The organism is Streptomyces sp. 130, from assembly GCF_007096885.1.
GTDB lineage: Bacteria > Actinomycetota > Actinomycetes > Streptomycetales > Streptomycetaceae > Streptomyces.
Map to the genome: position 1 here is coordinate 1 of NZ_VJNO01000058.1, position 24,310 is coordinate 24,310.

Below are 24,310 nucleotides of genomic sequence, written 5' to 3' on the forward strand. Positions count from 1 at the left end.
CGGCGGGCGGGGCGCCGGCGGGGGCGGCGGCCCCCCCCCCCCCCCCCCCGCCCGCCCCCCCCGGGGGGGGGCCGGGCCGGGGGGGCCGGCCGACGACCGGGCCCGCGTCCTGCTGGCACTCGACTGCGTGGACGCCGTCGCCGTCTTCGAGGAGGACACCCCCGAACGCCTCCTGGACGAACTGCGCCCGGACATCTGGGCCAAGGGCGGCGACTACGCGCTCACCGACCTCCCCGAGACCGCCCTCGTGGAGAGCTGGGGCGGACAGGTGGTGCTCCTGCCCTACCTCGACGGACGCTCCAGCACCCGCCTGGCCGAGCGGGCCGCCGGCCGCCCCGGCGCCCCCACCCGGCGGTGAGCCCGGTGGCCGAGACCCGCCCGGCCCCCTCGGGCGACCGCCCCGCCGTCCTCGTCCTGCGCGCCCTCGGCCTCGGCGACCTGCTCGCCGCGGTGCCGGCGCTGCGGGGCGTACGGCGCGCCTTCCCGGAGTGCGAGACGGTGCTCGCCGCACCGGGCAGCCTGGCGGCGGCGGTCCGGGCGACCGGAACCGTGGACGTCCACTTCGCCACGCCCGAGAACGGCCGCCAGGTACCCGCCCTGGACCACTGGCCCGGCCCGCCGCCCGCCGTCGCCATCGACCTGCACGGCAACGGGCCCCTGAGCCACGACGCCCTCGCCGCCCTCGGACCCGGCCGGACGCTCTCCTTCGCCCGCCCCGAGGCGGACCACCCCGACCCGCCCCGCTGGCGGCGCGACGAGCACGAACGGCTGCGCTGGTGCCGCTTCCTGACCGCGTACGGCATCCCCGCCGACCCCGCGGACGTCCGCGTACCGCCGCCCGCCGCGCCCTCCCCGGCACCGGGCGCCGTCGTCCTCCACCCGGGCGCCGACGCCCCCGCGCGCCGCTGGCCCGCCGAGCGGTACGCGGCCGTCGCGGCGGCGCTCCGGGACGCCGGACACCGCGTCGTCGTCAGCGGCGGCCCGGGCGAGGAGGAGCTGTGCGCCGCGATCGCCCGACGCGCCGGCCTCGGCCCCGCCGACGTGCTCGCGGGCACCCTCACCTTCGACGCCCTCTCCGCCCTCGTCGCCCACGCCGCGCTCCTCGTCAGCGGCGACACCGGGCCCGCCCACCTCGCCTACGCGCACGCCACCCGGTCCGTCACCCTGTTCGGCCCGGTCGCACCCTCGCTCTGGGGCCCGCCGCCGGACCGCCGGCACACCGCTCTCCGGCACCCCGGCCCGCCCGGCGACCCCCACGCCGCCACCCCCGACCCGCTGCTCCTGCGCATCACCGTCGACGAGGTGCTGGGCAGCGCCCTGGCCGCCCTGCACCGGGGCGGGGCGGCGAAGGAGGCGGCCGGGCATGGCTGAGCACGCCCGGGAACCGGCCGGGCGCCAGGGCAGGACCACCGTCGCGATCATCACGCGCAACCGCCGGGAGAGCCTGCTCAGAACCCTGGACCGGCTGGCCGCCCTGCCGGAGCGACCGCCCGTCCTCGTGGTCGACAACGGATCGACGGACGGCACCGCCGAAGCGGTACGGCGCCACCCCGGAGGTGCCCGGCTGCTCTCCCCGGGCCGCAACACCGGCGCCCTCGGCCGCAACCTCGCCGCGCGCCGGGCCACCACCCCCTACGTGGCCTTCAGCGACGACGACTCCTGGTGGGAGCCGGGCGCCCTGCGGGCCGCGGAAGCCCTCTTCGACAGTTACCCGAAGCTGGGCCTGCTGGCCTCCCGCACCCTGGTGCACCCCACGGGCGAACCGGACCCGCTCAACCGGGTCCTCGCCGCCTCGCCGCTCCCCGGCCGCGCGGACCTGCCCGGAACGCCGGTGCTGGGCTTCCTCGGATGCGCGGCGGTGGTCCGCCGCTCCGCGTTCCTCGACGCGGGCGGCTACCACAGCCTCCTCTTCTTCGGCGCGGAGGAGACCCTGCTCGCCTACGACCTCACGGCGGCGGGCTGGGGCGTCGTCTACGAACCCGGCCTGGTCGCCCACCACCGGCCCGACCCGGGGGAGCGGCCCGGCCGCACCGTCGCCGTGCTCCGCAACACGCTCCTCACGGCCTGGCTGAGACGGCCCCTGCCGGTCGCCCTGCGCGAGACCGCCCGGCTGGCCGGTGCCTGCGCCCGCGGCCGGCCCGGCGCCGGACGCGCCCTGCGCCAAGCCCTGGCCCGGCTCCCCGCGGCCCTGCACCGGCGCAGCGAGCTGCCGCCCTGGGTCGAGCGCCAGATCCGGCTCCTGGAGAGCGCCCCGCCGAACGGAGACGACCGATGAGCCCCGGCGCCCCGCCCGCCCCCGATCCCCGCGTCACGGTGGTGATCATCACCCGCGACCGCCGTGCCGAGCTGCTGCGCACCCTGCGCCTGCTGAGCCGGCTCCCGGAGCGGCCCGCCGTCATCGTCACGGACAACGCCTCCGGGGACGGCACGGCCGAGGCCGTCGCCCGGGAATTTCCGGACGTGCGGCTGCTCACCCCCGGCCGGAACCTGGGCGCCGTCGGCCGGAACCTCGCCGTCCGCCAGGTCCGTACCCCGTACGTGGCGTTCTGCGACGACGACACCTGGTGGGACCCGGGCGCCCTGCGCGTCGCGGCCGACCGGCTCGACGCGCACGAGCGGCTGGCGGCCGTCACCGCGCGGATCGTCGTCGAGCCCGCGGGCGAGGACGACCCCGTGGTCGCCGAGCTCCGCGACTCGCCGCTCACCGGCCCGTCCTGGCTGCCCGGCCCCGCGATCGGCTCGTTCCTGGCGGCGGCGACCGTGATGCGCACCGAGGCGTTCCGCGAGGCGGGCGGCTTCCACCCCGGGCTCTGGCTCGGCGGCGAGGAGGAGCTGATGGCCACCGACCTGATGCGCGCCGGATGGTGGCTCGCGTACGTCCCCGAGATGGTCATCCACCACGCCGCGTCCACCGTCCGCGACAGCACCGCCCGGCGCGTGCTCGGACTGCGCAACACGCTCTGGTTCACCTGGCTGCGCCGCCCGGCCGGCTCCGCGCTCCGCCGCACCCTCTACCTGCTGGCCACCGTTCCCAGGGACCGGGCCTCGCTGCGCGCCTTCGCCCAGGCCGGCCGGGGCCTGCCCTGGGTGCTGCGCCAGCGCAGGCCCGTGCCGGCGGACATCGAACGGCGGCTGGCGGCCCTGGAACGCGCCCAGCGGCAGGGGACCGCGCGGCGCTACGTCGGCTGACCGGCCGCCTCCTGGAGCGCCTGCCTGCGCACCTCCTCGCAGCACTGGGCGATCAGCCGGGAGACGTGCATCTGCGAGATGCCGAGCTTCTCGGCGATCCGGTCCTGCGTCATGTCGCGGAAGAACCGCAGGTAGAGGATGGTGCGCTCACGCTCCGGCAGGCCGCGCAGCCCCGGCTTGACGGCTTCGCGGTCGACCGCGACGTCCAGGGCGTGGTCGCACAGGCCCAGGGTGTCGGCGAGGCACGACCCGTCCTCGGCCCGGGGCACCTCGGCGTCCAGCGACAGCGTGCGGTAGCTGTCCAGGGCCTCCAGTCCGGCCCGGACGTCCTCGGCGCAGAGCCCTGTCGCGGCCCCGATCTCCGCCTCGGTGGGCAGTCGTCCGCCCGGTGCCTGGGCGAGGTCGCGCCGGGCGATCCGCACCTGGTTGCGCAGGTCCTGGACCCGTCGCGGCACATGGACGTCCCAGGTGTGGTCGCGGAAGTGGCGCTTGAGCTCGCCGACCACGGTGGGGATGGCGTACGTCTCGAAGGCCTTGCCGCGTTCGGGGTCGTACCGGTCCACCGCCTTGACGAGGCCGATCGCGGCCACCTGGCGCAGATCGTCCAGCGGCTCACCGCGGTCGCGGAAGCGCGAGGCCAGCCGGTGGGCCATGGGCAGCCACGCGCAGACGGTCTCGCGGCGCAGTTCGTCCTTCTCGGGGCCGTCGGGCAGGGCGCGCAGGCGGTGGAAGGCCGACGTCTTCGCCGCTGCGTCCTCGTGTCGTGCGGGGGCAGTCTGCCGGGCACCGGCCATGGTCTTCACTCCTCGGCGTCGCCTGTCGGGACCGCCGTGGAAGCCTCCGCCGGGCAGGCGGCACCCGGAGCGGAGCTCCCACGGGCGCGCCTCCTGTCCGAAGCACCCCTGGCCCATTCCCGGACAGGGCCGCCTCAAACATGCGGGGAGCACGAGCCCGGCCAGGAGGCCGGCAGTCCGCGCGCCGCCTCCTCGACGGGCGGCCACCGCCTCACAGGTGCGGGGGAGGGGCGTCCCGGCGGCGGGCACCGGACCGGGCACTGCCGGCATCGGTGCCGGTGCCCGCGGTGACCGCCGCGACACGTCCGGATCAGGCGGCCGGCGTCAGGGCGGGCACGGGCGCCGGGGCCGCCGCCGGCTCCTGGGGCGGGGCGGGGCGGACCGCCCCGGCCGCCTCCCGGGCCACCGCGCGACCGCGCAGCCCGCCGGCCGCGATGGCACCCGCGATCAGCAGCCCGCCGGCGACCAGCGCGCCCCGGGCGCCCGCGAACTCGACCAGCAGTCCGAGCAGCGGCGGCCCCGCCAGCTGCCACCCGGTGCTCGCGCTGCGCCAGACGCCGAGCACCCGGCCACGCATCTCGGGCTCGGGCTCGGTCTGGAGCACGGTCGACCCGGCCGTGTCGGACACGGACTCCACGACGGCCATGGGGACGACCAGCGCGACGAGCACCATGAGCCCGGGGGCGAGGCCCGCCGCGACCTGGAGGAGCCCGCCGCACGCGGCGAGGACGCCCACCAGCCGCACGGTCGGGTTGCGCAGCCGCCCGGCGACCACGGCGCCCAGGATGCCGCCGACGGCCAGCACGGTGGAGACCGTGCCGAAGTCGCTCTCGTCGGCGCCGAGCGGGCCGATGACCAGCACGGCGAGCGTCAGCTGGTAGTTCCGGCCGAAGACCGAACTCACCGCGGTGATCCCGGCCAGGGCGACCAGCCCCGGCTTCCCGAGGAAGTAGGCCACCCCGGCCCGGGCGTCCCCGCCGGCCGGTGCGCGTTTCGCCGGGGCGGGGCGCTTCTCGCGGGACGCCCGCCGGACCGGCGCCGCCTCCCCGGCGGGCCGCAGGAAGGGGATCACCGCGGTGACGCAGAGGAAGGAGATGCCGTTGACCACGTACGCCGACCCGGTGCCGAGCGTCCCGACGGCCACCGCCGCCAGCGCGGTCCCGGCGAGCCGGCCGGCGCTGTGCACCATCGAACCGAGCGCGATGGCCGAGGGCACGTCCGTCCGGGGCACGAGGTCGTTGCCCAGGAGCGAGGTCGCGGGCCCGTCGATGGTGTTGACGATGCCGGTGACCGCCGCGAGGCCGAGCAGCACCGGCATGTTCAGCAGTCCGGCCCCGAACAGGGCGGCCGTCGAGAACGCGATCACGGCGAGGACCGCCTGACTGACCGCGGCCGTGACCTTGAGCGGCCAGCGGTCCACCACGGCGCCGCCGAAGACACCGAGCAGCAGTCCGGGACCGGCCTGGACGGCCAGGGACAGCCCCGTCGCCGCGGCCGAACCGGTGATCTGGAGCACCAGCAGATTCTGCACGGTGAGCTGCATCCACGCGCCGGTGTTCGACACCAGGTTGGCGGCGGACCACCAGCGCATGCTGGGAACGGCCAGGCATCGCCAGGGGCTGCTGCCCCGGCGGCGCGTCTTCCGGGCGGACTCGGGAACGGAGGCGGCAGGAGGCACGGGGGAGCACATTTCCGACGGGGGCGGTGGAGCAGCACGCGTCGGATCACGGAACGGTGTCTCGGTAACGCCTCGGCTGCGAAGGGCCGGCGGGCCACTGCCCGCCGGCGCGTCTCATCTTCACAAATATCCCGCCCAGCCACCGGCCGAGGCGCCCGCCCGCCGGCCTCCCAACCGCCCGGATCCCAGTCACCGCAAGGGATTTCGCGCGCTGGTGGGTTTCCTCACACAACCCGTCAGCGGTCCGAGACCGTGAAGAGCGCGCCCTCCGGATCGCGCAGCACGAACGCGGTCCCCGGCACCCCGTCCACCGGCGTGGCCTCGCCCCCGGCGGCCACCGCTGCCTCGGCCGCCCGCCCGCTGTCGGGCACCAGGAAGTCCACGATCCAGCGCGCCCGTACCCGGGGGTCCGGGGCGTCCTCCACCCCGCCGCCGCGCAGCGTCACCACCGTGTGTCCGCCCGCCCTCACGAACACCCGGTCCTCCGCGTACTCGACGGCGCACCGGCTGTGCGGCCTCGCCCAGCCGAAGACCTCCGCGTAGAAGATGGCCGCCTCCAGGGCGTGGCGCGACTGGAGGTCCACCCTGGCCGGGGCGCGGGGCCCCTCCGCCCAGACGGGTGCCGGGCCCTCCCAGAAGCCGAAGACGGCCCCCTCCCGGTCGGCGGCGATCGCCGCCCGCCCGTCGCCCAGCGGCAGCGGACCCACGGCGAGCGTGGCACCGCGCTCCCGGACGCGGTCGGCCGTACCGTCCGCGCCCGGCACGGCGAAGTACGGAATCCAGGCCGGGGGCGGACCGCCGGTGCCCGGGCAGCGCCCCAGGCCGGCGATCGCCCTGCCGTGCGCACGCGCCAGTACGAAGTCTTCACCGAGGCTGCTGGCGTGGAATTCCCAGCCCATCACCCGGCCGTAGAAAGCCCGCGCGGCCGGCGGGTCGTGGGTCGTGAGGCTCACCCAGCAGGGCGCGCCCGCCACGGGTGTCTTCCAGTCGAGACTCGGCATGCGGCGCTCCTTCGCCGGGGGCCCTCTAGAACGATGCGCCCGCGCCCCGGCCCGCGCACGCGCTCGCCCCGGCGCCCGCACCCGATTCCGCACCGGGCCGGCGGCCGGGGAGCCGGTCAGCTCGTCAGTACCTGCGGCGAGACCACCTTGATCATGGCGTTCGTCCAGCGCTGCTGGCGCAGGGTCTGCGGGTGGCAGCGTTCGGTCAGGCCGAGCAGTTCCTGATCGCCGGCGGCCTGGGCGGTCTGGGCCAGCAGCTCCCAGTCCACGGAGACGGCCGCCGCCTTCAGATAGGTGTCGCGCAGATCCCGCAGGAGCAGCAGGCCGGTCCCGGGACGCCGTCCGACGAGCTCGCCGCCCTTCTCCCGCAGCCAGGCCGCTGCCGTGGACTCCTCCTTCGGCTCGGGGGAGAGGTCGATCCCGTGATCGGCTGCCGCCCCGGCCAGTTCCCTCACGTGCTGCCGCGACCAGGCGGCCAGGTCGCGGGCCACATGGTGCACCTCGTGGTCGGTGGCGTGCGTGCTGGAGAGCCGCATCAGCCGCACCGCGAGCGCGTTCTCCCCGTGGTGCACCTCCTTGAGGACCAGGTCCAGCTTCATCGGATCTCCTCCCGGGACGCGTACGGCTTTTCGTCCGCCCCGCCCGCGCCGCCTCCCGCGGTCGCGGGCACGGCCGCACCGGCGACCGGGGCGGACGCGGTGGTGGTCGGTGCCGGGGCGGGGGAGCCGGTGGGCCCGAGCCGGCGCAGCCGGGCGGCGGCGGTCTTGAACAGCGGCTGCTTGGAGACCGGGTCCCACTCGGTGGGCGTCAGCTCGTTCCCGGCGCGCCCGCCGTCCTTCGGCTCGAACCCGCCGTCGGTGTCCCAGTAGCCGTAGTGGAACGGCAGGAACAGCACCCCGGCCCGGATGCCGCTGACGCGTGCCGCCGCACGGACCGTGCCGCGCGGGGTCGCCACCTCCACCAGATCGCCCTCCTCGATGCCGTGCGCCGCCGCGTCATCGGCGCAGACCTCCACCCACACCTCGGGAGCGGCGGCCTGGAGCTGGGGGGCCCGCGCGGTCTTGGTCCGGGTGTGGAAGTGGTAGAGCGTCCGCCCGGTGATCAGCGAGAACGGATACTCCTCGCCGGGCGGTTCGTGCGGCGGCAGATACTCGGCCGCCTTGATGACCGCCTTCGCCGACGGGTTCATCGCCCGGTACTCGGTCTCCTCCAGCGGCGCCCCGGTCACCAGGTCCCGCCCGTAGCTCTCGCAGTAGTCCGGGTCGCTCCAGAACGCGCCGTCCGCGTACAGCCGCTCCGTACCGTACGGATGCCGCTCGTCGCACGGCCACTGGATGCCGCTCCCGCCGCGCAGCTTCGCGTACGTGATGCCCGTGTAGTCGCACGGACGGCCCCGGCTGCACTCCTTCCAGCCCTCGAACGCCGCCTCCGGGTCGCTCCACGGGACCAGCGGGCCGCCGTCCTTGTCCCGCAGCCCCAGCCGGCGCGCGAAGTCGCAGAAGATGTCCAGGTCCGGCCGGGCCTGCCCGGGCGGCTCGACCGCCTTCTCGGACAGGTGCACCGTGCGGTCCGCGTTGGTGAAGGTGCCCGTCTTCTCGCCCCAGACCGCCGCCGGCAGCACCACGTCGGCCAGCTGCGCCGTCTCGGTCAGGAAGGCGTCCTGGACGACGAGGAACAGCCGTTCCTGCGCGAGCACCGAGCGGATGCGCCGCAGCTCCGGCAGCGACACCGCCGGGTTGGTGCCGCTGACCCACAGCATCCGGATGGAGCCCTCCTCCACGTACCGGAACATCTGCATCGCGTGCGTGGGCGGGCCGTAGTGCGGCACCCGGAGGGGGTCCAGATTCCACAGGCGGGTGAGCTCCGCCATGTGGGCGTCGTTCTCCCAGTTGCGGAACCCCGGCATGTCGCCGTTGGCACCGCACTCGCGGGTGTTCTGCGCCGTCGGCTGACCGTTCATCTGGAGAATCCCGCAGCCCGGCTTGCCGAGCATGCCCCGTACCAGGTGCAGGTTGTTCACCTGGACCGAGGCCGCGGTGGCCTGGTGGGACTGGTAGAAGCCCTGGAGCACCGTCGACAGCAGCCGCTCGGCCGTGCCCAGCAGGCGGGCGGCCTCCCGGAGCCGCTCGGCGGGGACCCCGCAGATGTCCGCGACATGCTCGGGCGTGTAGGCGTCCAGCCGCTTCTTCAGCTCGTCGAAGCCGACGGTGTTGCGGTCCAGGTAGTCCTGGTCGGTCCAGCCGTTCTCCACGATCTCCCGCAGCAGCCCGTTCATCAGGGCCACGTTGGTCCCCGGCCGGGGCGCCAGGTGCACGGTCGCCGCCCGCGCCACCGGGGTGGGGCGCGGATCGACGCAGACCACGGCCGGCGGGTTCGGCCCGGCCAGCCGGTCCAGCACCCGCGCCCACAGCACGGTCTGCGTCTCCGCCATGTTGTGCCCGAACAGCGCGATCGTGTCCGCGTGGTCGATGTCGGCGTACGAGCCGGGCTGCCCGTCGCTGCCGAACGACTCCTTCAGGGCCTCGGCGGCCGTGGACGTGCACAGCCGGGTGTTGCCGTCCAGGTGGTTGGTGCCGATGCCGCCCCGGGCGATGAGCGTCAGCGTGTAGTACTCCTCCGCGAAGAGCTGGCCCGAGGTGTAGAACCCCACCGCCGACGGCCCCTGCTCGTCCAGGAGCTCCTTCGTGCGCCGCACCACCCGGTCCATCGCGGTGTCCCAGTCGCTCTCGACGAGCCGGCCGTCCCCGTCGCGCACCAGCGGGCGGGTCAGCCGGTCGGGGGAGCCGTTGGCCTGCCAGCCGAAGAGGTCCTTCGGGTCGAGCCGGCCGTGGTTGACCCGGTCCTCCGCCCGCCCGCGCACCCCGACGATCCGGCCGTCCTTCACGGCGATGTCGAGCCCGTCCCCGTTGGAGTGCAGGATCGCCGCCGACTGCACCCACCGCTCGACCTGGTCCGGTGTCACCCCGTCGGCGAGCCGGGTGTCCACCCGTACGGGCCAGGGCTCACCGGGCCCGTAGGGGGTCCGGGTGCCCCAGGGCTGGGCGATGCGGTCCGTGCGTGTCATGCGTACTCCTCAGATCCGGCCGGTGCGGGCGCCGCCGGCGAGAAGCGCCGAGCCGTCCTCGCCGGGTGTCAGGTCGTCCAGCAGGGCCTGGCAGCCGGCCACCAGGCTGCCGAGCGAGGCGCCGGCGTCCAGGCCGGGCCCACGCAGATGCCCTTTGGCCTCGGCCAGGGCGTTCCGGGCCGCGGTGAGATGGTGCGCGCGCTGTGCCAGGCAGTCGTCGTCCGGGCCCTGTTCCATGATCGTCGCGTCGGTGGCGCAGACTTCCGAAGCGGCTGCCGCGACAGCGCTCAGGTCCTCCAGGGACGGGGCCGGCGGACGGGGCAGACCGCGCCGCTCCGACGCGGTCTCCCAGAGCGTCAGGGTCAGCCCCAGCAGCCGGTTCACCACCTGCGCCCAGACGACGTCCCACCGCTCGGAGGGGGAAGGGGTGCTGCGGCGCATCCGGTGCCCGGGGTTGAAGCGGAAGCTCTCCGTCGCCCAGCCGCGCGCCGCACGCAGGTCGGAGAGCGCGCCGGGCAGTTCTCCGGCCGCCCGGTGCCAGCTCTCCGCCCGCTCCTCGTCGTACTCCCCGGTCATGCCCTCGCTCAGGTCGCGCAGCAGCCGGGAACAGTCCCTCGGGAGCGCACAGGCGAGGGTCCGCACGTGCAGCGAGTGCACCGGCGGCAGGACGATCGCGTTCACCGCGATCCCGACGACGGCCCCCACCAGTGTCTCCAGGAGCCGGTGGCCGACGTCGGGCAGCGAATAGGTCCCGTAGGCCAGCACGAACAGGGCGGTGGTGGGCGCGTACAGGCCCTGGTCGCCGACCGGCAGCCAGTTGCCGAGGAGCACGGTGAGCGGCAGGGCGATCAGCATGGCCGCCATGGTGTCGCCGGTGACGGCCGCCGCGCCCGCGGCGAACAGCGTGCCGCAGGCCATCATCGCGAGCAGTTCGACCGCCGAGCGCAGGGACCGGTAGACGGTCCCCTGCACCAGGGCGACGGCGGCCCACGGGGCCATCAGCGCCATCGGCGCCGCCAGCCACCACCCCGTGAGCGCCCAGGCGAGGGCGGCCGCGGCAGCGGCCTTCAGGGACTGCACCAGCTGGTACCGGTCGGGGAAGCGTATGCCGGAGGCCAGCGCCTCAAGCCGCTCCCGCACGGCCGCCGTCCCGCGGCCGACGGTCTTCCCGTTCCCCAGCACCGACAACCCTCCCTGTACGCGAATGAGCCGAGGCGGCCGGACCCGAGGGGCTCAGCCCTCGCGCCCCTGGTCCGCCTCCTCGTCCGTGGTGTGCACGGCGGCCTCCTCGGCCGAGGCCGCGCCGCCGTCGATGCCCACGTCGTCGGCGTAGACGTCGGTGCGCCGTCCCGGCACCTCGTCCGCCGCGCTGAGCCGCCCCGAGCGGGTCTCGCCCCCCTCCGGCTCCAGCGGTTCGCCCTCGCCGTCGTCCAGGTCGCCGATGCCGTCGCCGTCCGGCGGCCGGACGTCCTCGACCTCCTGGGCCAGACGCTGGTCGAGGGATTCGCCGCGGCGTTCCTCCTCGCCCGTCGTGCCGTACTTGTCGACGCCGAGGGGGCGCTCGGGCGGCGAGTAGCCCTCCTGCATCTGGTCGTCCAGACCACGCTCGCCCAGCGTGTTCTCCAGGTCGAGGTCGTCGTTGGGCGGGTCCTGGCCGTCGTCCTGCGGCTGGTAGACGTCGTCGCCACGTGCCTCTGTCGGCATGATTCGTCCTTCCGTCGGAGGCGTCACGAATGCCCGGGCGGCCGTGGGCGGCCGCCCTTCGCATCCTGCGAGTGCCCTTCCGGGCACGGGGAAAACACGCCTTTTGTCACCCTATGGGCGCGGCTGGTCCGCGTCCTCCTGGGCCTCTTCGTTCGGGGTCAGCGCATCGCCGGCCTCGCTGTCCCCGCCGTGCCGCTCACGGGTGCCGGCCACGTCCGTCCCGGCCTCCTCCGCTTCCCGGACGACCTCCTCGGCGGCGGTCCGGGGCGGCTGCTCGTGCTCTCGGTCCTGGTGGTTCATGCGTCTCCTCGTGTCTGTTCCGGTCTCCCGGTCTCCCCGCGCGTGCCCCGCGCCGGGCCGGCTACGCGCGCCGGCCCGGCGCGGTGTCAGAGCGCGGGCGTGAAGCGGTCCCAGGCGCGGTGGCCCGCGAGGAGTTCCGTGATGCCGTCCAGCACCGTGGACGCGGCCCCGCCCGACACGACGCCCGGGGCGTCCGGGGCCAGGCCGGCCTTCTCCAGCACCGTCGCCCCGTCACCGCAGGCCCCCAGGGCCTTGCCGTGCCGGAACGCCTCGGTGACCAGCAGCAGGACGCGCGGGTCCACACCGGTGGAGCGGGCCCCGTCGTCGGTCTTGGCGTCACGGGCCCCGTACGCGTCCGGGGCCGGCGCCGGAGCCCCCGCCAGCACGATCGCGTCGAACTCGATCGACCGGGCCGTGGTGAAGGTGCGCTGCACGGTGAGCGGGTCGCTCGCGGAGCCCAGCTCGCCGCCCGAGGGCGCGATCACCAGGGGGACCATCCCGGCGTCGAGGACGGCGCCGCGTGCCTCGCGCACGGCGTCCAGGCCGGTCTCGCCGTCGGTGACGATGCCGACGATCCGCCCGTCGACCGGCCAGGTGCGGCCCAGCTGGGACAGGGCGGGACTGGGCTCGGGCGAGGCCAGCGGCTCGGTCGCCCCGGGTGCCGGCAGGCCCAGCCCCTCGGCGACGTGCGCGCACAGCTCGGGGTCGATGTTGGCGAGCACCCTGAGTCCGCGCTCCTTGACCGCCTGGTCCCAGCACTTGCCGAGCTCGAAGGTGTACGCGGCGGCGATGTGCTCCCGCTCCGTGGGCGTCATGCTGAGCCAGAACAGCCGGGCCTGGCTGAAGTGGTCGTCGAACGAGGCCGCCGCGTCCCGCACCTTCCGGGCCGCCGGGACCTCGACGGGCACCTCGATGTAGGCACCGGTGTCCGCCCCGGCGGTGAACGGGCAGCCGCCGTCCAGGGAGTTGGGCCGGTACGGTGCCACGCCCCGGTGCACCGCCGTCTGGTGCATCCCGTCGCGCAGCATGTCGTTGACCGGCGCGTGCGTGCGGTTGATCGGCAGCTGGGCGAAGTTGGGGCCGCCGAGCCGGGTGATCTGGGTGTCGACGTACGAGAAGAGGCGCCCCTGCATCAGCGCGTCGTTGGTGACGTCGATGCCGGGCACCAGGTGCCCGACGTGGAAGGCGACCTGCTCCGTCTCGGCGAAGTAGTTCGAGGGGTTGGCGTTCAGCGTCATCAGCCCGATCGGCTTGACCGGCGCCAGCTCCTCCGGAACGATCTTCGTCGGGTCGAGCAGGTCGATGCCCTCGAACATCTGGTCCTCGGTGTCGGGGAACGTCTGCACACCCAGCTCCCACTGGGGGAAGGCGCCCGCCTCGATCGCGTCGGCCAGGTCCCGGCGGTGGAAGTCCGGGTCCATGCCGGCCGTGATCTGGGCCTCCTCCCACACCTGCGAGTGCACGCCCAGTTTCGGCTTCCAGTGGAACTTCACCAGCGTGGTCGCGCCTTCGGCGTTGACCAGCCGGAAGGTGTGGACGCCGAAGCCCTCCATCATCCGGTACGAACGCGGAATGCCCCGGTCCGACATGTTCCACAGGGTGTGGTGGGTCGCCTCGGTGTGCAGGGTGACGAAGTCCCAGAACGTGTCGTGGGCGCTCTGCGCCTGCGGGATCTCCCGGTCCGGGTGCGGCTTGCCCGCGTGGATGATGTCGGGGAACTTGATCGCGTCCTGGATGAAGAACACCGGGATGTTGTTGCCGACCAGGTCGAAGACGCCCTCGCCGGTGTAGAACTTCGTCGCGAAGCCCCGGGTGTCGCGCACCGTGTCGGCGGAACCGCGTGAGCCGAGCACGGTGGAGAAGCGGACGAAGACCGGCGTCTCGGCGCCCTCGGCGAGGAACGCGGCCTTCGTGATGCCCGCCGCCGACCCGTACGCGCGGAAGACACCGTGGGCGGCGGCACCGCGGGCGTGCACCACCCGCTCCGGGATGCGCTCGTGGTCGAAGTGGGTGATCTTCTCCCGCAGGTGGTGGTCCTGGAGCAGCACCGGGCCCCGGGGACCGGCCTTCAGCGAGTGGTCGGTGTCGTACAGCCGGGCGCCCTGCGCGGTGGTCAGGTAGGGGCCGCTCTGGGCCACCCGGTCCTGCCCGGCGCCGGTCGGCTGCCCGGTCGGGCTCATGGTCTCGGGACCGCGCTGGTCGTGCTTGGGCGGCAGCGGCCCGCGCGGCTGCGTGGGCTCGTCGACCTGGGCGGGCTCGGGGCCGGGGGCCCCGGGGATCTCGTTGCCGGGGCTGACGGCGTCCTGGACCTTGCCGGCGATCTTCTCCGCGGCGGCCGACACGGGGTTCTTCTTCTCGCTCACTGGATTCCAATCTCGCGGGGGGAAGGGCAGTGCCGTGCGCGGAGTGTTCGGCACGCGCTGGCGACGGCATCGCCCGACCACGCGTACCCCCTGGCCCCCGGCCGGACACATCGGTTGCGCCATCCGCCCCGGCTCCCCGTTCCAACGAGCGACACGCCGCCGTCCGGCCGCCTCCCGGCCGTCTGCGGGGGAACGCACCGGGTATACGGGCCCCGTGAAAGCCCACCGATCCACGCCCGAGAGCCCGGACGCCCCGACGAGCCTCAAGAAGGACCTCACCACCCCGCTGCTCTACTTCTTCATCCTCGGAGACGTCCTCGGCGCCGGCGTCTACGTCCTGGTCGGCGAAGTAGCGGCCGATTCCGGCGGCGCCGTCTGGGTGCCCCTCCTGGTGGCCCTGTGCCTGGCGCTGCTGACCGCCGCCTCGTACGCCGAACTGGCCACGAAGTACCCGCGCGCGGGAGGCGCCTCCCACTACGCGACCCTCGCCTACGGGCCCTTCACCGGGTTCGTCGCCGGCTTCTGCATGCTCGCGGCCGGGGTGGTGTCGGTGGCGGCCCTGGCCCGGGGGTTCGCCGGTGACTACCTCTCCGAGTTCGTCACGCTTCCGCTGGTCCTGGTGACCGTCGTCTTCCTGACGGCCCTCGCGCTGCTCAACGCCCGGGGCATCAGCGAGTCGACCCGCGCCAACGCCGTCGCCACCGTCATCGAGGTGAGCGGCCTGCTGCTGGTGATCGGACTCGGCTGCTGGATCGTGCTGCGCGGCGACGGGGACCTGGGCCGGCTCACCGACCTCGGCACCGAGAGCGAAGGACCCGTCCTGGCGGTCCTGAGCGGCGCGGTCCTCGCGTACTACTCCTTCGTCGGCTTCGAGACCTCCGTCAACGTGGCCGAGGAGACGCGTGACCCCCGCCGCTCCTACCCGAGGGCGCTCTTCGGCGCGCTGATCACCGCCGGCGCCGTCTACGCACTGGTCGGCGCCGCCGCCGCGGCCGCCGTGCCGACCCGCAAGCTGGCCGAGTCCAGCGGGCCGCTGCTCGAAGTCGTCCGCACCGCGGGCGGTGTGCCCACCTGGCTGTTCAGCGCGATCGCACTGGTGGCCGTGGCCAACGGCGCGCTCCTGACCGGCATCATGTCCTCGCGCCTGGCCTACGGCATGGCCCGCGACGGGCTGCTGCCGCGCTTTCTGACGGCTGTGCTCCCGGGCCGCCGTACCCCGTGGGCGGCGATCGCCGCGACGACCGCCCTCTCCCTGCTGCTCGCGCTGACCGGCGACGTCTCCACGCTCGCCTCGACCCTCGTGCTCCTGCTCCTCGTGGTCTTCTTCCTCGTCAACACGTCGCTGCTCGTGCTGCGCCGCGACCCCGGACGCCCCGGGCACTTCAAGGCCCCGGCCGTCGTGCCCGTCCTCGGTGCCGCCTCCTGCGTCGGGCTCGCGACACAGATCGAAGGCGACGTCTGGCTGCGGGGCCTCCTGGTGCTCGCCGTGGGCGCCGCCCTCGGCGCCGTCGCGGCATTCCGACTGCGCCGCGCCCGCTGAACCACCCGGTCAGTACGCTGTGTCCGACGACGAGGGGGAGCGGTGCACGACAGACCTGCGGACGATCCGGTGCTTGCGTCCACGGCCGGGCGGCCCTGGTGGGCGGCGAACGAACTGCTCGCGTTCCTCCTGGAGGTGGTGGCGCTCGGCTGCCTCTTTTGGTGGGGCTTCTCCCTGGCGGACACCCTGGCGGTCCGGGTAGTCCTCGGCACCGCCGTGGTCGTCGCGGCCGTCGTGCTGTGGGCGCTGTTCGCCGCACCGCGCGCCCGCTTCCGCCCGCCGCTCGCAGGGGTCCTGGCGGTCAAGGCCCTGGTGCTCGGCGGCGGGGCCCTCGCGCTGTACGGGGTCGGGCACCCGGCCGCCGCGGCGGTGCTGGGCGTCGTCGTCGTGGTCAACACGGTCCTGGCGGAGACCTTCCGGCGCCGGCCCGCCGCCCCGTAGAAGGCCGCACCGCGGGGTTTCCCCCGGGCGCGGCCGGGCAGCCGACCCGTGAAGTCGGTAGCGTGGACATAACGACGACGACCGGGCGCCCCAGGGGCCGAGGCCCGCAAAAGCTTGACCGGCGCGTTCGCAGCGGCTCCTGCCCGCCGCCCGGGAAGGGACGGCCGCACATGTGCCGATGGCTGGCCTATTCCGGCACGAGTGTCGTGCTCAGCGATATCCTCTACAAGCCGGAGCACTCGCTCATCGACCAGAGCCTGCACTCCACCATGGGCGTGGAGACGACCAACGGGGACGGCTTCGGGGTCGGCTGGTACGGCCCCGAGCAGGAGACTCCCGCGATCATCCGCGACACCGGACCCGCCTGGAACAACCGCAACCTCCGGGAGATCGCGAGCCACATCCGCTCGCCGCTGTTCTTCGCCCATGTGCGGGCGTCGACGGGAACCGCCATCCAGCAGACCAACTGCCATCCCTTCCGGCACGGCCGCTGGATGTGGATGCACAACGGCGCGATCGCGGACTTCCACCGGCTGCGGCGCGATCTCTCCCTGGCGCTCGACCCGGCGCTGTTCTCGGCCCTGGAAGGGTCCACGGACTCCGAGGTGATGTTCTATCTCGCGCTGACGTTCGGGCTCGACCAGGACGTGCCGGGTGCCGTGGCCCGGATGGCCGGGCTGATCGAACGCGTGGGCCGCGAAGAGGGCGTGGAGCACCCGCTCCAGATGACCGTCGCGGTGTCCGACGGCGAACGGCTGTGGTCGTTCCGCTATTCGAGTCTCGGGAAGTCGCGTTCGCTGTTCTACAGCAGCAGGGCCGAGACCGTGCGAGCCCTCCACCCCGACCTGGACTTCCTGCGGGGCGTGTCCGACAGCACCCGGCTGGTGGTGTCGGAACCCCTGGGCGGACTGCCCGGCGTGTGGAAAGAGGTGCCGGAGAGCAGCTACGGGGTCGTGCAGCCGGGCGAGGAGGAGCTCCGGCCCTTCGCGCCCGAACCCGTGTGAAGACCCCCCGGCACCCGTGCGGAGGCCGCCCGGCCGGATCGCCGGGCGGCCTCCTGCGCGCGAGTGCCTCAGGCGGCGAGCGCGGCGTCGACCTCCTTGAGGAACGGGTCCAGGTCGCCCGGGTTGCGCGAGGTGATGAGCTTCCAGCCGCCGGACTCGTCGGTCACGACCGGCTCGTCCACCCAGTCACCGCCGGCGTTGCGCACGTCGGTCCGCAACGAGGCGTACGAGGTGAGCCGCTTGCCCTTGACGCTGCCGGTCTCCACCAGCACCCACGGCCCGTGGCAGATGGCCGCCACGGGGCGCCCGGAGCCGGTGAACGACCGCACGATGTCACAGGCCGGGCCCTGGAGCCGCAGCGTGTCGGCGTTCAGGGTGCCTCCCGGGACGAGCAGCAGGTCGTAGCCGGCCGGGTCGACGTCCTCCAGTGCGAGATCGGCGCGTACGGACGTGCCGGGGTCCTTGTCGCCGACGAGCGTCTGGATGTCGTCCTTCTCCAGGGCGGCGACATCGACCCGCACCCCGCGCTCGCGCAGATGGCCGAGCGGCACGACGAGTTCGTCCTGCTCCACGCCGTAGTTGGTGACGATGGCCAGCACCCTGCCCTTGCTGCCGTTGTCGCTCATGTTCTGCCGTCCTTCCGTCCTACGGGGAACACGCCCGGTGACGTGGCTTCCGGGTCGCAGCCTCTGGGTTCCCCGCCCGGGCGCGCTCATTCATCCGCACCGCCCGCCGTGCTGTCGCGGCGTCGGCGGCGGACCCCCATGGTGGGAGAGCGGCACCCCGGCGGTTGACGCGCCGGACGCGGGGTACCGGGCCGGGTGCCGAGCGAAACGTACGGGGAGAGACGACGAGGAGAGGCAACATGGCCGGTCGGACGGGCGGACCCGGGCTTCCCCGGGCCCGCGGCGAGCTCTCGGCGGCGGTCGTCGCCCACCTCCGGGGAGAGGGCCTCCTGCCCGGCCCGTCCCTGGCCGACGCGGCCGAGCCCTACGGGGACGACCTCCAGCTCGCCCTGTACGTCTGCTACGAGCTCCACTACCGGGGCTTCGAGGGGGTGGACCCGGCCCTGGAATGGGACCCCTCACTGCTGGCGGTCAGGGCGGCCCTGGAGCGCCGCTTCGAGTCCGCGCTGCGCCGGGACGTCCCGCCGGGGGCCGGCCTGGACGACACCCTGGACGCGCTGCTCGTGGAGCCGGTCGACGGCACGGGCGTGTCGCACTTCCTCCAGGAACACGCCACACCGGACCGGCTGCGGGCCTACGCCGCCCAGCGCTCCCTTTACCACCTGAAGGAGGCCGACCCGCACGCCTGGGTGCTGCCCCGGCTCAGCGGGCGCGCCAAGGCGGGCATGGCCGCGATCGAGTACGACGAGTTCGGCGCCGGCCGCGCCGACCGCGTCCACGCCCGGCTCTTCGCCGACCTCATGGCGGACCTGGGCCTGGAGACGGCGTACGGCCACTATCTGGACGACGGCCACTCCGAGATGCTGGCCCTCGTCAACCTCATGTCCCTGTTCGGCCTGCACCGGCGGCTGCGCGGCGCCCTGGTCGGTCACTTCGCCGCCGTCGAGATCACCTCGTCGCCCGCCTCCCGCCGCCTCGCGCTCGCCATGAAACGGGCGGGCGCTGGGCCCGCCGCCGAGTTCTTCTACACCGAACACGTCGAGGCGGACGCGGTGCACGAGCAGGTCGTCCGGCACGACGTCGTACGGGGGCTGCTGGACGACGAACCCGGCCTGGAGGCGGACATCGTCTTCGGCATCGACGCCACCGGCTTCCTGGAGGACCGCCTCGGCGACCGGCTCCTGAGGGACTGGGGCGCCGCCGCGGGGTGAGCCACCTCGTGGCACACTCTTCCGATCACGGGGGGCAGGTCCCCCGCGCACTGGGGGGTACGCGTGAACAGGGTGGGGTGGGCCGCCGCCGGCCCGGCGGCGGGGTTGCGCGGCGTGACCGGCGGCGGGGGCGGCGGCCATGACCCGGGCGGGAACGGGGCGGCCGCGGCCGCCCCGAGGCCGGAGGACTCCGGTCCGATCACCAAGGCCAAGATGCGCCTGGTACTGGACGGTGTCACCAAGGACACGGGGGCGCAGCCGAACGACCCGAAATGGGCGGCCGAAAACGCCGGCTCGTCCAGCCCCCTGGGCGCGTGCTCCGTCATCTACAAGTCGTTCGACGCAGCCGCCTCCACACTGGACCTGCACCAGACCAACGCCCTCGCTGCCGCGCTGACCGGCCGAGGATGGACAGAGACCAAGAAGCGTGACGCGCGAAAGGCACCGGACGGCACGGTCCGCGAGGTGGAAGCGGTGTTCAAGAAGCGCGGCTGGACCATAGTCATGGACCACTACCTGGGCCTGCACGACCAGATGCTCAGTCTGATCGCCTGGGAGGACGCCTGCATGAAGAAGGCCGGAGGAGCCGAATACACCACGCCCTCCAGCTGACGGGATACGGCCGGACCCGGCCCTAGGCTCCGTCCGCCCGCACCTCGCCCAGCAGCCGGCGCAGCTCACGCGTGCTGCCCCGGCCCCTCGCCCGTACAAGCTCTGCCGCGACGGCGCTCAGCTTGCGGTTCGTACGCTGGGAGAGCGCGCGCAGGACGTCGAACGCCCGGTCCGGGGCGCAGTCCAGCAGGTGCGTCACGATGCCGATGGCCTGGTCGATCACGGCCCGCGACACCATCGCCGTCCGCAGCTGCTCCGCCTCCGCCTCGGCCCCGGTCCGGGCCTGCTCGCGCAGCAGGCCGCCGACCGTCTCCTCGGCCAGCACCACGACCGCCGCCCGGGCCGCCGCCGTCAGCCGCCACGGCCGAAACGCGTACAGGGTGACCGTCGTCGTGACGCCCTCCGCCATGGCCGGCACCGCCGCACAGGCGCGCAGACCCCGTTCCAGCGCCGCCACCCGGAAATCCGGCCACCGCGCGTCGGCGACGAGATCGGCGGCCTCGACCGTCCGCAGGGAGCGGGCGGCCTCGACACCGGGCCCCGCGCCGGTCTCCTCCTGCAGCGCTGCCAGGACCGCGAGATCCGGGTGGGTCGCAGCGCTGTGCCCTTCCCCACCGGGGCACCGCAGAAACACCGTCGCGCCCCGGCACCCGGCCGAACAGCGCATCGCCCGCCGGCCGAGCCCGACGAGCCACGGCGCCACGGCCGCGTCATCGGTCACCGTGGTCATCGGCCGCGTCACCTTCCGCCTTCCCGGGAGCGTTCCGGCCCCGCCGAAGCGGAACGGAACGGGACCCGCCGCGCCGGTCGGCGCCGCGGCACCGGTGATCGGCTAGCTTCGTCGTATGAACGGGCCACCGGAGGGCGAGAGCGGTCTTCAGGACCTCGTCGCCCGCGCCCGGGAACTGCGCGCGGCCCGGGACCATCCTCCCGCCGAATACCCGGTCCTGCTCGACGCGGCCCTCGCGGAGCTGGACCACGCGATCGAGACCCTGCGCCGGGCGGAGGCCTCGCAGGGACCGCCCCGGACACCGGGCGGGAGGGCGGCACCGTACCCGTTCAAGGCCGTCTTCGACCACCTGCCGTGGCCCGTCGTCCTGACCGACGGGCAGACCGTGGTGCGCCGCCTCAACCCGGCCGCCGCCGAGCTGACCGGGCTCCATCCGGGGTACGCCGCGGGGCGGCCCCTCGCCGCGCTCCTGCGCCCCGCCGACCGGGCCGCCCTCCGCGCCCACGCGGCGGCCGTGGCCGCAGGCGGGGGAGGCCGCAGCCTCCCGGTCCGCATCCCCGGACTGCCGGACGGCCCGCTGTACGCCACACTCACCGGGATCGACGCGCCGGGGGAGCGGGGGCGGGACGTGCTCGTCGTGCTCGCACCGGGACCGGCGCCGGGCCCCCGCACCGCCGGCCGGGCCGCTGACCGGCCCGGCCCCTCGGCGGTCGTACGCCAGGCCGAGCTGACCGGCCTCCTGGACCGCACCGCCCGGGCCCTCCTGGACCGCGAGCCTTCCGCGGCGGCCCTCGGTGCCGTGGCGGGGCTCCTGCGCGACGGCCTCGCGGACTGGGCGCTGCTCGACCTGGGGCCCCCGGACGAGCCGGTACGGATCGCGGTCCACGGCCCTCCGGCGCCCGACGACGAAGGGCTGGAGAAGGCGTTCCTCCGGCAGGACCCGCGCGCCTGCCCCGTGGCCGCCGAGGTGCTGGCCTCCGGCGCGGCGGTGGTGGAACAGCTGACGGACGACCTGGACAGGCTGGGGGCGGACGAGGCCGGCGTGCCGCTCATGGTCCGCGCGGAAGGCACGGCCCTGCTCTCCGTGGCGCTGACCGCGCCCGAGGGCCCGGCGGTGCTGGGGGCGCTGACCCTGCTCCGGGGCGGGGCCGGACCGCCGTTCTCGCTGCTGGAGGCCGCCGCCGCGGAGATCGCGGCCGGCCACATGGCCGTCGTCGCGCGGCGGGGCGGTGCGGGCGGTCCCCGGACGCGCTGAGCGGACGGCGCGCCGAGAAAGGCCGACCGGTCAGGGGTGCCGGCGCCGTGAGGTGGCACACGGCGAAGTGGGGGAGGGTGGAAGGCACCTCGGCACGTGAGGGCCCGCCCCCGGCCGATCGAGCATGGAGGACATGATGGTGCGGACTGTGGGTGTCGAGGAGGAGCTGCTGCTCGTCGACGAACGGAGCGGCGACCCCAGGGCGCTGTCGACGGCCGTCCTGGCCCTGGCCGAGCGGCGCGCCGAAGGCGACTCGGCCTTCGAGCAGGAGCTGCACCGCCAGCAGCTGGAGTTCGCCACCGAGCCGCGCGCGGACATGGGGGAACTCGCGGACGAGATCCTGCGCTGGCGGGCGGAGGCCGCCCGCAGTGCCGCCGAGGCCGGGGGAGCGGTGGCCGCGCTCGCCACCTCCCCGCTGCCCGTCAGCCCGTCCATCGGCGAGGGCGAACGGTACCGCTGGCTGGCCGACAGGTTCGGGCTGACCACGCAGGAGCAGCTGACCTGCGGCTGCCATGTGCACGTCTCCGTGGAGTCGGACGAGGAGGGCGTCGCGGTCCTGGACCGCATCCGCCCCTGGCTCGCGGTGCTGCTCGCGCTGAGCTCCAACTCGCCCTTCTGGCAGGGCAAGGACACCGCGTACAGCAGCTACCGCAGCCGGGTCTGGGGCCGCTGGCCCTCGGCCGGGCCGATGGAACTGTTCGGCTCCGCGCGCCGTTACCACGACGAGGTCGAAGCCCTCGTCGGCACGGGCGTCCTGAGGGACAAGGGCATGATCTACTTCGACGCCCGGCTCTCGCACCGCTATCCCACGGTCGAGGTCAGGGTCGCGGACGTCTGCCTCGACCCCGCCGACGCGGCGCTGCTCGCCACGCTGGTGCGCGGCCTGGTCGACACGGCCGCCCGGGCCTGGCGGGCAGGCGATCCGCCACAGCCGTACGGGGTGGGACTGCTGCGCATGGCCGCCTGGCAGGCCGGCCGCGCGGGTCTGGAGGGGGAGCTGCTGCACCCCGCCACGATGCGCCCCGCCCCCGCCCCCGCCGTGGTGCACGCCCTCCTCACCCATGTGCGCGACGCGCTGGAGGACAGCGGGGACCTGGCGGCGGCGCGGGAGGGGATCGAGCGGGTCCTGAAGACCGGCACCGGTGCGCGGATCCAGCGTGAGGCGCTCGCCCGCACGAGCAGCCTCCACGACGCCGTCACCGAGTGCGTCAGCCGCACACGCGGGTGAGACGGCGCGCGACGGCCCCCCGCCCCGGGGGAACGGGAGGCCGTCGCGCGCCGGGCGCTCAGCAGTCCGCGCAGACCCGCACGGTGTGCAGCTCGGGGTCCGCCGGGTCCGGCAGGTTCATCCCCGCCTCCAGACCGGTCAGGAGATAGCGCAGCACCGGCTCGGTCAGCCGCTCACCGGGCAGCACCACCGGGATGCCCGGGGGGTACGGCGTGATCATCTCGGCGGCGACGCGCCCCACGGCCTGCTCCACCGGGACGTCCTCCGTCTCCGTGAAGTAGGCGTCGCGCGGCAGCGTCGCCTGGTCCATCCGCAGCTCCGGCGGTGCCGGAATCGCCACCTCCGGCCCCCGGGGCAGCGACGGGGCCTGCCGGGCGAGGTCGCGCAGGGCCGTCATCAGGCGCTTCGCCGTCTCGGCGTCGTCGGCGTGGGTGAGCTGGGCGCTGACGCGCCGGTGGTCCATCAGATGCGCGTCCAGGTGGTGGTGTTCGCGCAGCCAGTCCGCCGCCCGGTAGCCGGAGACCCCGAGCTCCGCGATGTCGATGACCACCGGCAGCGGGTCGAACTCGGAGCCGGCGCCCGGACCGCAGAAGTCGTCGCGATCGTTGACGTGCATGCCGTCGATCGACTCGATCTCCTCGCGCACCGAGGCGGCGAGGCCGAGGGCGCGCGACATCAGCGTGTGCCCCTCCAGCACCATCTGGCGCCGCCAGCCGTCCATGCCCGCGTACAGCAGGACGGAAGGGCTCGTCGTCCCCAGCAGGTCGGCCCGGGAGGCCAGTGTGTCGTGGTCGATCAGGTCGCCCCGCAGGTGGAACACCGACCCCTGCTCCAGGCCGCTGCCCATCTTGTGGATGCTGGTCACGCAGACGTCCGCGCCGGCGTCCATCGCCCAGGTCGGCAGGTCCGGATGGAACGGCAGATGCGCGCCCCACGCCTCGTCGACCACGAGCGGACGGGAGCGCCGGTGGCACACCTCGGCGATGGCCCGCAGATCCGCCGCCACGCCGTACGGCGTGGGGCTCGTGACCAGGGCGCCCTTCGCGTCCGGATGCTCCTCGAACGCCCGCTCGTACGCCTGCGCGGACGGTGGATGCGCGAGGTGGCGTTCGGTGTCCCACTGCGGCTCGACCCACACCGGCCGGATGCCGGAGAGGATGAGCCCGGAGATCACCGCCTTGTGGGCGTCCCGCCCCACCAGGAGCTTCTGGCCGTGCGCGGCGACGCTCAGCATCGCCGCCTTGACCGACAGGGAGCTGCCGCACGTCGAGAAGAACGCGTGCTCCGCGTGCACGGCGTCGGCCATCAGGACCTCCGCGCGCTGCAGCACCCCGGACTTCATCCGTCGGTCGTCCAGCCCGCCGCTGGCCAGGACGTCGCCGAGGAACACGGCGTCGCCCAGCACGGCCCTGACCTCCGGCGCCGCGCCCCGGGCCTGCTTGTGTCCCGGGGGCGTGAACCCCAGCTCACCCCGCTGCCGGTAGGCGGCCAGGGCGTCGAGAACGGGTGCTTCCTGATGATTCTTCGGCATGTCCGCCGCCTTCCCGTCGTCCACCCCGTCAATCCGTAC

The 24,310-nt window shown here is 74.6% G+C and carries 22 protein-coding genes and 1 pseudogene; 11 read left to right on the forward strand and 12 right to left on the reverse strand.

Going from position 1 to position 24,310, the window contains the following annotated elements; translation table 11 throughout:
* From FKN01_RS30445 to FKN01_RS30460, 4 genes and pseudogenes are all read left to right on the forward strand, one after another.
* Nucleotides 1-358 (forward strand): annotated as a pseudogene (locus FKN01_RS30445) (hypothetical protein); the annotation flags it as partial.
* Between the two features lie 5 nt (nucleotides 359-363).
* Nucleotides 364-1,371: a glycosyltransferase family 9 protein gene (locus FKN01_RS30450; protein WP_260697078.1), complete on the forward strand. Its 1,008-nt coding sequence runs from the start codon at nucleotides 364-366 to the stop codon at nucleotides 1,369-1,371.
* Nucleotides 1,364-2,275, forward strand: coding sequence for a glycosyltransferase family 2 protein (locus FKN01_RS30455; protein WP_143625884.1), 912 nt, complete (start codon nucleotides 1,364-1,366; stop codon nucleotides 2,273-2,275). Before FKN01_RS30450 ends, FKN01_RS30455 begins: the two co-directional genes overlap by 8 nt.
* Nucleotides 2,272-3,189, forward strand: coding sequence for a glycosyltransferase family 2 protein (locus FKN01_RS30460; RefSeq protein ID WP_143625885.1), 918 nt, complete (start codon nucleotides 2,272-2,274; stop codon nucleotides 3,187-3,189). Before FKN01_RS30455 ends, FKN01_RS30460 begins: the two co-directional genes overlap by 4 nt.
* Here the strand turns inward: FKN01_RS30460 and FKN01_RS30465 are convergent.
* The 9 genes from FKN01_RS30465 to FKN01_RS30505 all read right to left on the reverse strand — a co-directional run bounded on the left by FKN01_RS30465 (nucleotide 3,177) and on the right by FKN01_RS30505 (nucleotide 14,093).
* Nucleotides 3,177-3,983 (reverse strand): SigB/SigF/SigG family RNA polymerase sigma factor, encoded by an 807-nt coding sequence (locus FKN01_RS30465; RefSeq protein WP_143625886.1) that lies wholly within the window; start codon nucleotides 3,981-3,983, stop codon nucleotides 3,177-3,179. The genes FKN01_RS30460 and FKN01_RS30465 overlap by 13 nt on opposite strands.
* Before the next feature lie 310 nt (nucleotides 3,984-4,293).
* A complete protein-coding gene (locus tag FKN01_RS30470) occupies nucleotides 4,294-5,574 on the reverse strand; it encodes an MFS transporter (RefSeq protein WP_260697079.1) in 1,281 nt (426 codons plus the stop codon).
* Between the two features lie 323 nt (nucleotides 5,575-5,897).
* Nucleotides 5,898-6,662 (reverse strand): VOC family protein, encoded by a 765-nt coding sequence (locus FKN01_RS30475; RefSeq protein ID WP_143625888.1) that lies wholly within the window; start codon nucleotides 6,660-6,662, stop codon nucleotides 5,898-5,900.
* A 116-nt stretch (nucleotides 6,663-6,778) separates the two neighbouring features.
* Nucleotides 6,779-7,261 carry a hypothetical protein gene (locus FKN01_RS30480; protein ID WP_143625889.1) on the reverse strand — a complete coding sequence of 161 codons (483 nt, stop codon included), beginning with the start codon at nucleotides 7,259-7,261 and terminating at the stop codon, nucleotides 6,779-6,781.
* Nucleotides 7,258-9,726, reverse strand: coding sequence for a molybdopterin oxidoreductase family protein (locus tag FKN01_RS30485; protein WP_143625890.1), 2,469 nt, complete (start codon nucleotides 9,724-9,726; stop codon nucleotides 7,258-7,260). The genes FKN01_RS30480 and FKN01_RS30485 overlap by 4 nt, the downstream gene beginning before the upstream one ends.
* Nucleotides 9,727-9,735: 9 nt before the next feature.
* Nucleotides 9,736-10,908, reverse strand: a complete 1,173-nt coding sequence (locus FKN01_RS30490; protein WP_260697080.1) for an aromatic acid exporter family protein — start codon at nucleotides 10,906-10,908, stop codon at nucleotides 9,736-9,738.
* Between the two features lie 51 nt (nucleotides 10,909-10,959).
* Entirely contained in the window at nucleotides 10,960-11,430 is a 471-nt protein-coding gene (locus tag FKN01_RS30495; RefSeq protein ID WP_143625891.1) for a DUF5709 domain-containing protein, read from the reverse strand.
* A gap of 111 nt (nucleotides 11,431-11,541) precedes the next feature.
* Nucleotides 11,542-11,730 (reverse strand): hypothetical protein, encoded by a 189-nt coding sequence (locus FKN01_RS30500; protein WP_143625892.1) that lies wholly within the window; start codon nucleotides 11,728-11,730, stop codon nucleotides 11,542-11,544.
* A gap of 86 nt (nucleotides 11,731-11,816) precedes the next feature.
* Nucleotides 11,817-14,093, reverse strand: a complete 2,277-nt coding sequence (locus FKN01_RS30505) for a catalase (protein ID WP_143625893.1) — start codon at nucleotides 14,091-14,093, stop codon at nucleotides 11,817-11,819.
* A 214-nt stretch (nucleotides 14,094-14,307) separates the two neighbouring features.
* Between FKN01_RS30505 and FKN01_RS30510 the strand changes: the two genes are divergently transcribed.
* The 3 genes from FKN01_RS30510 to FKN01_RS30520 all read left to right on the forward strand — a co-directional run bounded on the left by FKN01_RS30510 (nucleotide 14,308) and on the right by FKN01_RS30520 (nucleotide 17,078).
* Nucleotides 14,308-15,633, forward strand: coding sequence for an APC family permease (locus FKN01_RS30510; RefSeq protein WP_143625894.1), 1,326 nt, complete (start codon nucleotides 14,308-14,310; stop codon nucleotides 15,631-15,633).
* 42 nt (nucleotides 15,634-15,675) lie between these two features.
* Nucleotides 15,676-16,074, forward strand: a complete 399-nt coding sequence (locus FKN01_RS30515) for a YrdB family protein (protein ID WP_260697081.1) — start codon at nucleotides 15,676-15,678, stop codon at nucleotides 16,072-16,074.
* 170 nt (nucleotides 16,075-16,244) lie between these two features.
* Nucleotides 16,245-17,078: a class II glutamine amidotransferase gene (locus FKN01_RS30520; RefSeq protein ID WP_143625895.1), complete on the forward strand. Its 834-nt coding sequence runs from the start codon at nucleotides 16,245-16,247 to the stop codon at nucleotides 17,076-17,078.
* A gap of 68 nt (nucleotides 17,079-17,146) precedes the next feature.
* Here FKN01_RS30520 and FKN01_RS30525 read toward each other — a convergent pair whose 3' ends face one another.
* Nucleotides 17,147-17,704 carry a type 1 glutamine amidotransferase domain-containing protein gene (locus FKN01_RS30525; RefSeq protein ID WP_143625896.1) on the reverse strand — a complete coding sequence of 186 codons (558 nt, stop codon included), beginning with the start codon at nucleotides 17,702-17,704 and terminating at the stop codon, nucleotides 17,147-17,149.
* Nucleotides 17,705-17,943: 239 nt separating this feature from the next.
* Between FKN01_RS30525 and FKN01_RS30530 the strand changes: the two genes are divergently transcribed.
* Both FKN01_RS30530 and FKN01_RS30535 read left to right on the forward strand, forming a co-directional pair.
* Nucleotides 17,944-18,915, forward strand: coding sequence for an iron-containing redox enzyme family protein (locus FKN01_RS30530; protein WP_143625897.1), 972 nt, complete (start codon nucleotides 17,944-17,946; stop codon nucleotides 18,913-18,915).
* 63 nt (nucleotides 18,916-18,978) lie between these two features.
* Nucleotides 18,979-19,527: a hypothetical protein gene (locus tag FKN01_RS30535; RefSeq protein WP_260697082.1), complete on the forward strand. Its 549-nt coding sequence runs from the start codon at nucleotides 18,979-18,981 to the stop codon at nucleotides 19,525-19,527.
* Between the two features lie 22 nt (nucleotides 19,528-19,549).
* Here the strand turns inward: FKN01_RS30535 and FKN01_RS30540 are convergent, their stop codons facing one another.
* Complete coding sequence (locus FKN01_RS30540) at nucleotides 19,550-20,257, reverse strand: GAF and ANTAR domain-containing protein (RefSeq protein WP_143625898.1); 708 nt, start codon at nucleotides 20,255-20,257, stop codon at nucleotides 19,550-19,552.
* Between the two features lie 115 nt (nucleotides 20,258-20,372).
* On the opposite strand from FKN01_RS30540, the gene FKN01_RS30545 reads away from it, so the two are divergent.
* Both FKN01_RS30545 and FKN01_RS30550 read left to right on the forward strand, forming a co-directional pair.
* On the forward strand, nucleotides 20,373-21,512 hold the full coding sequence (locus FKN01_RS30545; protein ID WP_143625899.1) for a PAS domain-containing protein: 1,140 nt from the start codon (nucleotides 20,373-20,375) through the stop codon (nucleotides 21,510-21,512).
* Between the two features lie 124 nt (nucleotides 21,513-21,636).
* Complete coding sequence (locus FKN01_RS30550; RefSeq protein ID WP_143625900.1) at nucleotides 21,637-22,740, forward strand: glutamate--cysteine ligase; 1,104 nt, start codon at nucleotides 21,637-21,639, stop codon at nucleotides 22,738-22,740.
* 58 nt (nucleotides 22,741-22,798) lie between these two features.
* On the opposite strand, the gene FKN01_RS30555 is transcribed toward FKN01_RS30550, so the two are convergent.
* The gene (locus tag FKN01_RS30555; RefSeq protein ID WP_143625901.1) at nucleotides 22,799-24,271 is read right to left on the reverse strand and encodes an aminotransferase class I/II-fold pyridoxal phosphate-dependent enzyme; all 1,473 of its coding nucleotides are present in this window, start codon (nucleotides 24,269-24,271) and stop codon (nucleotides 22,799-22,801) included.
* Between the last annotated feature and the right edge of the window lie 39 nt (nucleotides 24,272-24,310).

Excerpts from the sequence above, each read along its gene's own strand:
- FKN01_RS30485 (WP_143625890.1), bottom strand. The coding sequence starts at position 9,726 with ATGACACGCACGGACCGCATCGCCCAGCCCTGGGGCACCCGGACCCCC.
- FKN01_RS30520 (WP_143625895.1), top strand. The coding sequence starts at position 16,245 with ATGTGCCGATGGCTGGCCTATTCCGGCACGAGTGTCGTGCTCAGCGAT.
- FKN01_RS30465 (WP_143625886.1), bottom strand. The coding sequence starts at position 3,983 with ATGGCCGGTGCCCGGCAGACTGCCCCCGCACGACACGAGGACGCAGCG.
- FKN01_RS30455 (WP_143625884.1), top strand. The coding sequence starts at position 1,364 with ATGGCTGAGCACGCCCGGGAACCGGCCGGGCGCCAGGGCAGGACCACC.
- FKN01_RS30540 (WP_143625898.1), bottom strand. The coding sequence starts at position 20,257 with ATGACCACGGTGACCGATGACGCGGCCGTGGCGCCGTGGCTCGTCGGG.
- FKN01_RS30550 (WP_143625900.1), top strand. The coding sequence starts at position 21,637 with ATGGAGGACATGATGGTGCGGACTGTGGGTGTCGAGGAGGAGCTGCTG.
- FKN01_RS30545 (WP_143625899.1), top strand. The coding sequence starts at position 20,373 with ATGAACGGGCCACCGGAGGGCGAGAGCGGTCTTCAGGACCTCGTCGCC.
- FKN01_RS30460 (WP_143625885.1), top strand. The coding sequence starts at position 2,272 with ATGAGCCCCGGCGCCCCGCCCGCCCCCGATCCCCGCGTCACGGTGGTG.
- FKN01_RS30525 (WP_143625896.1), bottom strand. The coding sequence starts at position 17,704 with ATGAGCGACAACGGCAGCAAGGGCAGGGTGCTGGCCATCGTCACCAAC.
- FKN01_RS30530 (WP_143625897.1), top strand. The coding sequence starts at position 17,944 with ATGGCCGGTCGGACGGGCGGACCCGGGCTTCCCCGGGCCCGCGGCGAG.
- FKN01_RS30480 (WP_143625889.1), bottom strand. The coding sequence starts at position 7,261 with ATGAAGCTGGACCTGGTCCTCAAGGAGGTGCACCACGGGGAGAACGCG.
- FKN01_RS30470 (WP_260697079.1), bottom strand. The coding sequence starts at position 5,574 with ATGCGCTGGTGGTCCGCCGCCAACCTGGTGTCGAACACCGGCGCGTGG.
- FKN01_RS30555 (WP_143625901.1), bottom strand. The coding sequence starts at position 24,271 with ATGCCGAAGAATCATCAGGAAGCACCCGTTCTCGACGCCCTGGCCGCC.
- FKN01_RS30500 (WP_143625892.1), bottom strand. The coding sequence starts at position 11,730 with ATGAACCACCAGGACCGAGAGCACGAGCAGCCGCCCCGGACCGCCGCC.
- FKN01_RS30475 (WP_143625888.1), bottom strand. The coding sequence starts at position 6,662 with ATGCCGAGTCTCGACTGGAAGACACCCGTGGCGGGCGCGCCCTGCTGG.
- FKN01_RS30495 (WP_143625891.1), bottom strand. The coding sequence starts at position 11,430 with ATGCCGACAGAGGCACGTGGCGACGACGTCTACCAGCCGCAGGACGAC.